At 58.0% G+C, this 12,055-nt stretch carries 12 protein-coding genes; 6 read left to right on the top strand and 6 right to left on the bottom strand.

From position 1 onward, the window contains the following. Positions 1-12 precede the first annotated feature (12 nt). The 6 genes from astE to KZO34_RS06940 form a co-directional block, all read right to left on the bottom strand. Entirely contained in the window at positions 13-1,062 is a 1,050-nt protein-coding gene (gene astE, locus KZO34_RS06965) for a succinylglutamate desuccinylase (protein WP_219474902.1), read from the bottom strand. Positions 1,063-1,225: 163 nt separating this feature from the next. After that, positions 1,226-1,948: an ABC transporter permease gene (locus tag KZO34_RS06960; protein WP_219474900.1), complete on the bottom strand. Its 723-nt coding sequence runs from the start codon at positions 1,946-1,948 to the stop codon at positions 1,226-1,228. Positions 1,949-1,951: 3 nt separating this feature from the next. Continuing rightward, positions 1,952-2,656 carry an ABC transporter permease gene (locus KZO34_RS06955; RefSeq protein WP_219474899.1) on the bottom strand — a complete coding sequence of 235 codons (705 nt, stop codon included), beginning with the start codon at positions 2,654-2,656 and terminating at the stop codon, positions 1,952-1,954. Between the two features lie 48 nt (positions 2,657-2,704). Continuing rightward, entirely contained in the window at positions 2,705-3,460 is a 756-nt protein-coding gene (locus KZO34_RS06950) for a transporter substrate-binding domain-containing protein (RefSeq protein WP_219474898.1), read from the bottom strand. 85 nt (positions 3,461-3,545) lie between these two features. Further along, positions 3,546-4,316 (bottom strand): ABC transporter ATP-binding protein, encoded by a 771-nt coding sequence (locus tag KZO34_RS06945; RefSeq protein ID WP_219474896.1) that lies wholly within the window; start codon positions 4,314-4,316, stop codon positions 3,546-3,548. A 157-nt stretch (positions 4,317-4,473) separates the two neighbouring features. Then, a complete protein-coding gene (locus KZO34_RS06940; protein WP_219474894.1) occupies positions 4,474-5,232 on the bottom strand; it encodes an FCD domain-containing protein in 759 nt (252 codons plus the stop codon). Between the two features lie 273 nt (positions 5,233-5,505). Between KZO34_RS06940 and dctP the strand changes: the two genes are divergently transcribed. The 6 genes from dctP to glcE all read left to right on the top strand — a co-directional run bounded on the left by dctP (position 5,506) and on the right by glcE (position 12,052). Beyond that, on the top strand, positions 5,506-6,642 hold the full coding sequence (gene dctP, locus KZO34_RS06935; RefSeq protein ID WP_219474889.1) for a TRAP transporter substrate-binding protein DctP: 1,137 nt from the start codon (positions 5,506-5,508) through the stop codon (positions 6,640-6,642). 100 nt (positions 6,643-6,742) lie between these two features. Beyond that, complete coding sequence (locus KZO34_RS06930; RefSeq protein WP_219474887.1) at positions 6,743-7,447, top strand: TRAP transporter small permease subunit; 705 nt, start codon at positions 6,743-6,745, stop codon at positions 7,445-7,447. Continuing rightward, on the top strand, positions 7,444-8,979 hold the full coding sequence (locus tag KZO34_RS06925) for a TRAP transporter large permease (RefSeq protein WP_219474884.1): 1,536 nt from the start codon (positions 7,444-7,446) through the stop codon (positions 8,977-8,979). Before KZO34_RS06930 ends, KZO34_RS06925 begins: the two co-directional genes overlap by 4 nt. 22 nt (positions 8,980-9,001) lie before the next feature. Next, positions 9,002-9,427 (top strand): GlcG/HbpS family heme-binding protein, encoded by a 426-nt coding sequence (locus tag KZO34_RS06920; RefSeq protein ID WP_218635505.1) that lies wholly within the window; start codon positions 9,002-9,004, stop codon positions 9,425-9,427. Between the two features lie 92 nt (positions 9,428-9,519). Then, positions 9,520-10,992 carry an FAD-linked oxidase C-terminal domain-containing protein gene (locus KZO34_RS06915; protein WP_219474882.1) on the top strand — a complete coding sequence of 491 codons (1,473 nt, stop codon included), beginning with the start codon at positions 9,520-9,522 and terminating at the stop codon, positions 10,990-10,992. Next, positions 10,985-12,052, top strand: coding sequence for a glycolate oxidase subunit GlcE (gene glcE, locus KZO34_RS06910; RefSeq protein ID WP_219474881.1), 1,068 nt, complete (start codon positions 10,985-10,987; stop codon positions 12,050-12,052). The genes KZO34_RS06915 and glcE overlap by 8 nt, the downstream gene beginning before the upstream one ends. The last annotated feature ends 3 nt before the right edge of the window (positions 12,053-12,055 follow it).

Here is a 12,055-nt window from a genome sequence, read left to right as displayed (position 1 = left end):
ACCGGCGACCGATCAGACCCCGGAATCTTTCCGGGGTCTGATCAACAGGCCCGCGCGCTGGCCAACCGGGACATCCCGGTTCGGGAACACGATGGATTCGGCGATATCACCCACCCGGTAACAGGTATTTTCGTCCTCCCAGATCACCGTGCCAGGCGCGTACTCGGTAAAGTTGGCCACGTCATCCGGGACGTGAAACTCGAAGCTGGCCCCGGTGTTCAGAATCTCGTGAACGACCTCAAATACCGTTAGCCCGGCTGATGACCTGCTGGGCTGCGGCGCCGGGGCACCGCGAAACCGCCGGCGCAGGGCATCCCCGATGCCACGGAACCGGGTCAGGTCGTTCTGACCGAACGGCCGAACCTTTCCCAATTCCACTGTAAAGCTCTCGGCGCTCAGCTGAGACGACGTAAAGGACGAGAAGGTGGTGCCCGACTTGTGTTGAAGCAGCAGGGTTTCCACCTCGGCCTCCCGCAGGAAATCGCACTGATCAGCCGGCACCCGACGGCCGTCCACAAAGGGATACAGCGCAAACTTTTCCCGCCGGGATGGCCGGATCGCCGTGTGCAGGTCATAGTGAGAAAGCGCATGGTCCGGGTGGCTCTCGGAGAACTGCCGACACAGCGCCTCAATCTGCCGGGCTCGCGACGCCTCGGGCAGGTCGCGGTACTCGGGCTTTTCGTGGGCACCGTGGAACAGCCGGTTCATGTTCACATCCAGGAACCGTTCGCCGGCCACCATGGCGGGCGCATTGCCAAGAATCAGCAGGGTGGGGCATGCCAGCTGCCAGTCGCCATTCAGTAGTTCACTGACCAAACCGTTGAGTACTTCGATGGGTGCTGTCTCATTGCCGTGCACGCCGGCGGAGACGATAAGGGCTTCGTGGTTGGTGTTGGCCCGATCGGCTGGCGGCGTGAGCTCCAGAATCCCCAGGGCTTTTCGGACGATGGCGGTGCCATCAACCAGCTCGGTGCGAACTTCAGGGACCTCGGCGGAGGCAAAACTCAGGGTGTGGTCAAGCCAGTCAGAGGAATCAGAAAAGAGATTCGAGTACACGCTCATTGGAATCCCCGAAAGAGGTCTGGGGGCGGGCAGGGTGTTGCCTCCCGGGAGTGTGTGAAGCCATGGATGGCTTCACTCAAGCGACCCATGGATGGGCTTGAGCGGCTCCCGGGAGGCAACACCCTGCCTGCCCGGGCACCCGCAGTTCGGGAACTTGTGAACGTCAGTTGTTAATCGGGCGCTGGTGCCGCAACAGATGATTCTCAAGTTTGCGGAACGCGAACACCAGAATGAAGGTCAACATCATGTAGATCAGTGCCACAAAGATGAACGCATCGAACGGCGCATAGAACCGGGAGTATATGTTCCGGGCCGCGCCGGTCAGATCCACAATGGTTACCACACTGGCGATTGCGCTCGAATGCAGCATGAAGATGACTTCGTTGGAATACGCCTGCACAGCCCGCCGGGCCGCACTTGGCAGCACAATGCGACGGATCCGCATGAACCAGTTCATGCCGTAGGCCTTGGCTGCCTCGATCTCGCCATGGGGAGTCGCTGCAATCGCGCCCCGGATAATCTCGGTGGTGTAGGCCGCCGTGTTGAGAGTGAAGGCCAGCAGTGCCGGGTAGAAGGGTTCCCGGAAGATCTCCCACCAGAAGGTTTCCTGGATACCCGGAATCTGGGCAATGCCATAGTAAATGATATACAGCTGGATGAGCAGGGGCGTGCCCCGGAACAGGTAGGTGTAAAGCCACACCGGTCCGGAGACGAACGGGTTTTTGCTGGTGCGCATGATCGCCAGCGGGATAGCGCAGAGAAGGCCGATCACCAGAGACAGGAACACCAGCTGCACGGTGCTTACCAGGCCGTTCCAGTATTCCATGATGGTCATGGCGGTGAAAATTTCGTTCTGGTTCAGCCACTGGGCGATAAAGTCCGGCATCGTTTATCCCCCCTGAACCACGCCAACATTGGCGCGCTTGTCGAGCCACTTGATGAACAGCTCGGAACCGGCCGTCAGTGCCAGATACACGAACGCTACCGGTATGAAGAAGTGAAAGGGCATACGCTCGGCCTTGGCGGCTTCTTCGGCGACCCGAACCATGTCCGTCAGGCCAATGATGGAAACCAGCGCGGTGGTCTTGAGCAGAACCTGCCAGTTGTTGCCGATACCCGGGAGCGCGTGGCGAAGCATCTGCGGGAAAATAATGCGGCGGAACGTGTGCCAGCGGGTAAATCCGTAGGCCCGGGCAGCTTCAATTTGCCCGGTTTCGACCGCCAGGAAGGCACCGCGGAAGGTTTCGGTCATGTAGGCGCCAAAGATCAGTCCGATGGTGACAACTCCAGAAATGAACGGGTCGAACTGGAAGAAAAAGTCGATTTCGTAAGCCTCCCACAGCATATCGGAGAGGTTATTCACGGCCACCTGGCCGCCGTAATAGAACAGCAGCATCATGACCAGGTCCGGTACTCCGCGAATCAGCGTGGTGTAGGCTGTCGCAATACCTTTGGCCAGACGGTTACTGGAAAGTTTGGAAGAGGCACCAATCAGTCCGAGAGTGACGGCCACGGCCAGAGAGAGGAAGGCCAGTTCAATGGTGATGACTGCCCCGTCAAGTAGTGCCGGGCCATAGCCTTTCAGATCGAGCATGGAAAAGTCCGGTAATCAGGGGTGGCCGGAGTGGCCACCCCTGCGGTTTTACATCTTGATGTCGTAGTTGAAGTACTTCTGCATGATGGTGTCGTAGGTGCCATCATTCTTCAGTTTCTTCAGAGTCGCGTTTACCTTGCCGGCAAGATCCTTGTCACGCTGACGCATGGCAACGCCTACGCCTTCACCCAGCTTGACGGGCTCACCGACTTCCTTGAAGCCGTCTTTGCTCAGGATGGTCTGCTCACCGACCGGATAGTCAACAAAGACTACGTCCAGGCGCTGACCCTCGAGATCCAGAACCATGTCGTCTGCGGTGGTGTAGCGCTTGATGCTGACGATGCCGCCCATCTCTTCGGTCACGAAGGTGTCCATGGTGGTGCCGCGCTGAACGCCGACAACCTTGCCTTCCATCGCGCCCATATCGGTCACGTCGGTCTCGAACCCGTCACGAGCGAACCAGCCGCCCGGCGTGTTGTAGTACGGCTCGGAGAACAGGACGCGCTCGGCGCGCTCCGGCGTGATGGACATGGAGGACATGATGGCGTCGAACTTGCGCGCCAGCAGGCCCGGAATCATGCCGTCCCATGCCTGGATCACGAATTCGCAGTCCGCTTTCATTTCTTCGCACATGGCTTCGGCCAGCTCGACTTCGAAGCCGGTCAGTTCACCATTTTCGTCCTTGTATTCGAACGGCTCGTAAGGCACGTCGAATGCGATACGGATTTCTTTCCAGTCCTTGGCCTGGACGGTGCCGGCCGCCATGGCCAGGGCGCAACTCGCTGCAACAATCAGTTTTTTCATGTGTCACTTCTCCAGTGGTTTGCCTTTTCGGCTTATTTTTTATGGAAGCTTTGCATCCAGTACGAATTCAAGATAGCACCGAGTGTTAGAAGTTGGGAGCCAGGAACTGTTTCATGCGTTCCGAGTCCGGATGATCAAACACTTTTTCGGGGGTACCTTGTTCTTCGATCACGCCCTGATGCAAAAACAGGACCTGAGTTGACACATCCCTTGCAAAAGCCATCTCGTGAGTGACCACGATCATGGTCCGGCCTTCCTCGGCCAAACTCTGCATAACTTTCAGAACCTCGCCAACGAGCTCCGGATCCAGGGCCGATGTCGGCTCATCGAACAGCATGACTTCCGGCTCCATGGCGAGTGCCCGGGCAATCGCCGCCCGCTGCTGCTGGCCGCCGGACATCTGGGCCGGGTAGTAATCCTTGCGCTCGTAGATACCGACCTTCTGGAGATAGGCTTCCGCGCGTTCGATGGCTTCTTTCTTGGGCACCTTCAGCACGTTCACTGGCGCTTCAATGATGTTTTCAAGCACGGTCATGTGGGACCAGAGATTGAAGCTCTGGAACACCATGGACAGCTTGGCCCGGATCAGCTCAACCTGTTTGTTATCGGCCGGAATTCGTTCGCCCTTGCGGTTGGTTGTGAACCGGATTGGGTCACCGTGCACGATAATGTCGCCGGAAGTGGGAGTTTCAAGCAGGTTGATGCAGCGCAGGAAGGTACTCTTGCCAGAGCCGGAACTGCCGATCAGGGAAACAACATCGCCTTTGCGGGTTTCCAGGGAAATGCCCTTGAGCACTTCCAGCTTGTCGAAGGTCTTGTAAATATCCCTGCAGATCAAAGGCGCTTGGTCCGCCATTGGTAGCTCCCGAGGCTGTCAGTCAAAGGCGCATGTTTTACGGACTGTGGCTGCGGAAATCAATACCCATTACAGAGGGTTTTGCCGCTGTTACCCACAATACGTGGCATGTCGCTGTGTATCAAAGTGTCCGAAATGCGGTGGCAGTCTGCCGGCATCACAGACTTGTTTGCGAATGTTGTGCCGACGTGTCCGGCGGGACCGGCATCCGGATCACTTCACTGCCATCTTTCTCCAAATTCCGCATGGCATCGCTGACAAATCGAACGTGGGCGGTAGCAGCTTTCTGGGCGGCGCCGGGTTTTCCAGAGATCACCGCTTCGTACAGCTGTCGGTGCTGCCGGACAATCTTTTTCCGCATTTCCTGCCGCGGGTTCAGGTTGGCCACGGAGGCCTGTACCGTCATCAGCATCATGTTCTTCAGGCTGTTGAGAACATGGACGAGAACCGGATTGTGTGACGCCTCCACGATGGCCAGGTGAAAACTGTGGTCCGAGCGCGCGTTGCTCAACGGGTCTGTCTCTTCCAGAGCCCGGAAGGCCTTGGTGATGCGGTGCCGGTCCAGGCTGGTTGCCCGTTGGGCAGCCAGGAATGCCGCCTGACCCTCCAGTTGTTCGCGGACTTCCAGGAGGTCGTACAGTGTGCGGGGGTGGCCCTCGAACAGGTGCATGAGCGGGCTCTGGTCATCGATTCTGTTGGAGCCGGGCACCATGCTGGCGACAAAGGAACCCTTGCCGTGCCGGGTCTCGATGACACCGCGGCCCTGAAGCTCATGCAGTGCCTCACGGATGATTGCCCGGGACACGCCAAGGCGTGCGGCCAGCTGCCGTTCCGACGGAATTTTTTGTTCCGGCGCCAGTCCACCGTCGAGAATAAGTCGCTCCAATCGGTACGAAATTTCCTGGGATATCGCCATGCAGATGCCTGTTTGTACTCGCTGGTCTGACCAGTGACTGTTGTAATTGTAAGTGATTAGTCCTTCAACCGGTATGCTCCCAAGCCCTGTAAATATGGCCGATTCCGTCCAATTCGTCCATTTGTAATGCAGGAAAAACTGGTCTGACCAGTGCCAGGATGGCTGGACTAAACAGCGATTGGCTACGAATATCTTTCTAATGCCGGTCGTTGTACTGCATCGTACCGGCGTTGATCAGACGCTGAGAAAAACAACGCTAACGGAGATGTGTCGATGAACTCGAATAAAAACATCCGTATTCACGGTGACACGGCCGAGGCCCCACCTCGGAGAAGTTTTCTGAAAACGGCCGCGGTGGGCGCGGCCTTCGCAGGCGCGATGCTGATGGGCGCAGGCCAGGCCCAGGCCGCAACGACCTGGAAAATCCAGTCCGTTTGGGATGCCGGTACGGTCGGCTATGACCTGTTCGAAGACTGGTGTAATGGAATGGAAGAAAAATCCGGCGGTGAACTGATTTTCAAATGTTTCCCAGCCAAGGCCGTTGCCGCCGATAACAACTCACTGTTCGATTCAGTTCGCAGTGGCGTACTTCAGGGCATGAACCCGTTCACCCTGTACTGGTCCGGCAAGATTCCCGCTTCGGTTTTCCTGTCATCCTATCCAGGCGGCCCCGATCAGCCTCATCAGTGGGACACCATGTTCTACTCACTGGGCATGCTCGAGAAGACCCGGGAAATCTACAAGAAGTTCGGGCTGTTCTACGTTGGCCCGATCCAGCACGACGCAAATATCATTCACTCCAAGAATCCGGTAAGCAGCCTCGAAGACTTTAAAGGCATGAAGCTTCGGGTTCCCGGTGGTATGGTCGCCGAGGTTTTTCAGGCGTTCGGGGCTTCTACCGTGAGCCTGCCGGGTTCTGACATTTTCCCGGCCCTGGAAAAGGGCACCATCGACGCAGCCGATTACGTGGGGCCGGCGGTGAACTGGGAACTGGGCTTTTCCCAGGTGACTGATTACATCCTGTTCGGACCTCCCGGCGTCATGTCCATCTACCAGCCGGTGGATCTGATGGACCTGACCGTCAACCTGCGTGCCTGGAATGCGCTGGATCCGAAACTGCAGAAGCTGGTAGAGGACGAAGTGCGCATCTACTCCCAGAAGCACTACCTGACCATTCAGAAACGCAACGTTGAGGCCATGAAGAAGTTCAAGGATGCGGGTGACACCGTGAGCCGTCTGAGCCAGGAAGATCTGGATGAGTGGCGTCGCAAAGCCATCCCGATTTGGTATAAGTGGGCGAACAAGGACGAGAGTGCCCGTGAGATCTTCGACATGCAGATCGAGTATATGATGAACGATACCGTCGGCTATATCGATGAATCTGATCTTGAAGGCGTACCGGGCCGGTAACACCTTCCTGGACTAACAAATAAGAAACAAGGGGAAGGTCAGGGACGACTCCGAACGAGGAGTTCCGCCTTCCCCGTTTTGTGGCTGAGGAAGTAACAACATGTCTGATCTTGAAGGTTTCGGATTCGTAATGCCGCACTGGTTCTACTGGGGCTGGCTTGCGGTCATGCCGCTGATCATGATGGCCTGGGACAAATGGAGCAGTGGTCACGGAGGCGGGAGTGCTGAGCCGGAATTGACACCAGGGGAATTACAGGCGGAAGAGGATGATCCGCTTATTTATCTCCAGTTCGAAGGGAACTGGTTTACCAAGGTAGTGGACTGGATTTGCGACAAATCCGGTCTGTTCGTTTCGTTCTGGACGATCAATGCCGTTGTGTTCTATTTCTTTGGCGTGATCATGCGCTACGTCTTTAACACGCCCTCCATCTGGGTCCATGAAGCCAGCTTCCTGCTGTTGGGTATGCAGTATATGTTGGCCGGGGCCTTCGCCATGCTTCATGGTGCCCATGTGCGGGTGGATGTGATGTACAACATGCTGCCGGCGCGGGGAAGAGTTGGTCTGGACATCTTCACTTCGATGTTCTTCTTCATTTTCGCCCTGATTCTGCTGGTCACCTCCTGGACTTTCTTCCTGGATTCCTACGCCATGAACGAAACCACGGTTGAGACCTGGGGCATTCAGCACTGGCCGGCCAAAGGCATGATGGTGCTGGGTTCATCACTTCTTTTACTCGCAGGCATCTCCAAGCTGATCAAGGATATTGTCCTGTTTGTCCGCCTTGGCCGGGAGCGCACCGCATGACTACAAATACAACAACTGCGCCGGGCAGTAACCTTGTCGGGAAGCTGAGTACCTGGCTGATGATTATCGCCACAGTGGCACTGGCGTTTGTCATCTGTGTCGAAATGATCAACATTCTTTTCTACGACCCGTGGAGCGATGAGCAGTTCCTGTTCAAACTCTCCGGTAGCCTTTCTGACGTCAAGGTCGGGCCTTTGACCTACCTGATGTTCGGTTCTCTCGCCGTGGCCCTGATGATGGGGCTGCCGCTGGCTTTCGTGACCGGTGGTCTGGGGGTGATGTTCATCTACCTGGTGGGCGACGCAATGATGCTCAACCTCGTGCCGGGACGCATCTTTCCGATGATGACCAACTCTGATCTGGCGGCGATACCGCTGTTTATCTTCATGGCCTCGATGCTCGAGCGCGCAGGCCTGATTGAGGAAATGTTCAGTGTGGTCTACAAGTGGATGGGTGGCCTGAGCGGCGGTCTGGCGACAGCAACCATTCTGGCCTCAACCCTGCTTGCAGCGATGGTGGGTGTTATTGGTGCCGCTGTTGTCACCATGGGCATCATCGCTCTGCCGGCGATGCTCAAGCGCGGTTACGATCAGAAGATCGCGCTGGGCTCAATCATGGCTGGCGGTACTCTGGGCATACTGATTCCTCCCTCAATCCTGGCCATTCTCTACGCGGTTGTTGCGCAGCAATCGGTCGGTGAGTTGTATCTCGGCTCCGTGGTCCCGGGCCTGATGCTGTCTTCCATGTACATTGCCTATGTGCTGATCCGCAGCTGGATTAATCCGAAGCTGGGGCCGCCGGTACCGGTGGAAGAGCGGATTTCCATGAAGGAAAAGCTCCTGCTCACGAAAAACCTGATTGCTCCACTGATTCTGGTATTTCTGGTGCTGGGCCTGTTGTTCGGCGGCATCGCAACGCCTGTGGAAGCGGCCGGTATCGGCTCCTTTGGTGCGATCGTGGTGGCCATGATGCACGGCAAGTTCTCCATTGCCGGACTGCGGGAAGCATCGGTAACCACGACCAAGGCATCCGCCATGGTGCTGTGGATCATGTTCGGTGCCTCGGTCTTTGTTGGCTTCTACATCCTTCAGGGTGGGCAGCAGTTTGTGACGGATGCCATCCTGGGTACGGGCATGTCGCCTTACGGCATCCTGTTCCTGCTGATGTTCCTGCTGGTTGTTCTGGGTATGTTCCTGGACTGGGTCGGTATTCTGCTGCTGGCAGTTCCTATCTTCATTCCTATCGTCAAAGCGCTGGAGTTCCCGGGGCTGCTCGGTTTCCCACCGGTGGCAGGCGATGACGTTGTGCTCTGGTTTGGTGTGCTGTATCTGGTGAATATGCAGATGTCGTTCCTCAGCCCGCCATTCGGTTACGCATTGTTCTACCTCCGGGGCGTATGCCCGCCTGAAATATCCATGGCCACGATTTTCAAGTCGTCGCTGGTATTCCTGGCCATTCAGGCTTTTGGACTATTTATGTGCATCCTGATTCCAGGCATCGTGACCTGGCTGCCGGGACTGGTTTACGGCTAATACACTTGAGGAGTAACGCACTATGTTGACTATTAACAGGCTGGATCTGGCCGATGCCCGCATTCTGATTGAGGGCGCGGCGGAAAAGGCCCGAGAGATCGGAGTGCCCATGTGCATTGCGATCGTTGACGAATCCGGCAATCTGATCGCCTTTGAGCGCATGGACGGTGGCAAGATCACCAGTGTGACCATTGCCCAGGACAAGGCGTTCACGGCGGCAGCCGCCAAGAAAGCCACCCACGACTACAACAAGGCCAACGTGCCGGGTAGCCTGGCGTTTGGCATTCACACCGAGGTCGGTGGTCGTCTGAGTTCCGTGGGCGGTGGCCTGCCGGTGATTGTGGACGGCGAAGTGGTCGGTGGCATCGGGCTGAGCTCGGGCACGCCCCAGCAGGACATGGACTGCGCCCAGGCGGGTATTGACCACTTTGAAACCAAACGCAGCTGATCGCTGTCTGATGTGAACGGGCGGGCCTTCGGGTCCGCCTGCACCATCCGCAGATGAGCGGAGAATGACGTGATACGAATCCAGAGAACGTTATGACTACCAAGCCGAAAGTCAGCAAAGCCGAGCTGGCCGAGCAGTTCCGGGCCTTTATCGACCCGAACTTCGTTATCACCGATAACGAAACCATGAAACCTTACGAATGCGATGGCATGTCGATGTACTGCGAGATGCCTTTGCTGGTGGTGCTTCCGGAAACGGTTGAGCAGGTGCAGCGGGTCATGCGCATCTGTAACGAAAACCAGGTTCCCGTGGTGGCCCGGGGCGCGGGTACCGGTCTCAGTGCCGGCGCCATGCCCAACAAGGAAGGTGTGGTGCTCTCGCTGGCCAAGTTCAATCGTATCCTCGAGATCGACCCGCTGGCACGAACGGCACGGCTGCAGCCGGGTGTTCGCAACCTCGCGATCAGTGAGGAGGCTGCCCAGTACGGGCTGTACTATGGACCGGACCCGTCATCCCAGATTGCCTGCACCATTGGCGGCAACGTGGCTGAAAACTCCGGTGGCGTGCACTGCTTGAAATATGGCCTGACGGTGCACAACCTTCACAGCGTTGAGATGGTCACCGCCGAGGGCGACGTCGTGACTGTCGGCAGTGACGGCCTGGACGCCTGCGGTATGAATCTGTTGGCATTGATGACCGGTTCCGAAGGCTTGCTGGGTGTGGTTACTGAAGTGAAGGTGAAACTGCTCCCGAAACCCGAGGTGGCCCGCGTGGTCATGGCCGGTTTTGACAGCGTTCAGAATGGCGGTGATGCCGTCGGCGGCGTCATCTCGCACGGCATCATTCCGGGTGGCCTGGAAATGATGGACGGTCACGCCATTGTCGCCGCCGACGACTTCGCCCGGGCCGGGTACCCCCGGGAGGCCAAGGCGCTGCTGCTGTGCGAGGTTGATGGCACGGAAGAGGAAGTGGACGAGCACATTGCTCAGGCCGAGGAGGTGTTCCGCAAGTTCGGCGCGACCTCGGTACGGACCTCCCGGAGCGAGGAAGAACGGGCGTTGCTGTGGAAGGGCCGCAAGTCCGCGTTCCCCGCGGTTGGCCGGATTTCCCCGGATTACTACTGCATGGACGGCACTATTCCCCGGCGCGAGCTGGCTAATGTCCTGCTTCGTATGGAGGAAATGTCCGAGGAGTTCGGGCTGCGCGTCGCCAACGTTTTCCACGCCGGCGATGGCAATCTGCACCCACTGATCCTGTTTGATGCCAACGTGCCAGGCGAGTTCGAACGCACCGAAGCGTTCGGCAGCAGCATTCTCAATCTGTGTGTTGAGGTGGGCGGTTGCATTACCGGCGAACACGGGGTCGGCGTTGAGAAAATTCGACAGATGGCAGTGCAGTTCAGTGACGATGAGCTGCAACAGTTCCACGACGTGAAGGCCGCCTTTGATCCCGCCGGCATTCTCAATCCGGGCAAGGGCGTCCCGGCGCTCAAGTTCTGCCAGGAATACCGTTCCCTCGAACACAAACAACACAAGCACGAACCTACGGAAGCCGCCCATGGCTGATAATTTCCAACAATTGCAGGAGCAAGTGCTCCACGCCCGCGATGGCGGGCACAAACTCAATATCGTCGGCGGTGGTACCAAGGCCTTCATGGGCCGGGAGGCCGATCCTGATGCCGGTACCCTCAGCGTGGGCGAGCATACCGGTATTGTTGAATACCACCCGGTAGAGCTGGTTCTCACTGTCCGGGCGGGCACGCCGCTGAGCGAGATTGAGGCCACTTTGGCCGAGCAGGGGCAAGCCCTGCACTTCGAACCGCCCCGGCTGGGCGCGGCTTCCACCATCGGTGGCACCCTGGCCGCGAACCTGTCCGGCCCGGCGCGGCCCTGGACCGGCTCGGTACGGGACCAGGTGCTGGGCATCCGCTTGCTCAATGGCAAGGGCGAGCATCTACGCTTTGGTGGCCAGGTCATGAAAAACGTGGCCGGTTACGATGTGTCCCGGCTGCAGGCCGGTGCCCTGGGTAGCCTGGGTCTGATCACGGAGATCAGTCTCAAGGTGATGCCCAAGCCCGCCGCGTCCATGACCCTGGTCCAGGACATGTCGATGGATGAGGTCATCCATTACATGAACAGCCGGTCCGCCGAGCCAAAACCCATTACGGGTGCGTGCTGGGTTGATGGCAAGGTCTATCTGAGATTGTCGGGGGCGCAGTCGGCGGTCGAAGCCACGGCGGAGAAATGGTCGGGCCAGGTGATGGAGCAGGGCGAGGAGTTCTGGCAATCCGTCCAGGACATGCAGCACGAGTTTTTTGCCGGTAACGATGTCCCGCTATGGCGGTTCTCCGTCGGCTCTACCGCCGCCAATCCGAAGCTTGAGGGTAACTGGTTCATCGACTGGTCCGGCGCCCAGCGCTGGTACCGTGGCCCCGGTGAGCTCAAAGACATGGAGCCCCTGGCCCGGGCTGCCGGAGGTCAGGTCAGCCTGTTCCGTGGCGGCGACCGCTCCGGTGAGGTCATGCACCATCAGCCGGAGGCCCTGAAGGGCATCCAGCGCCGTCTCAAGAACGCCTTCGATCCGGATAACATTTTCAATCCCGGACGCTTATACAGCTGGTTGTAAGAG

Source organism: Marinobacter sp. F4206, from assembly GCF_019392195.1.
GTDB lineage: Bacteria > Pseudomonadota > Gammaproteobacteria > Pseudomonadales > Oleiphilaceae > Marinobacter.
The sequence above is the reverse complement of the archived record's forward strand: the minus strand, read 5'-3'. Positions and strand labels throughout refer to the sequence as shown.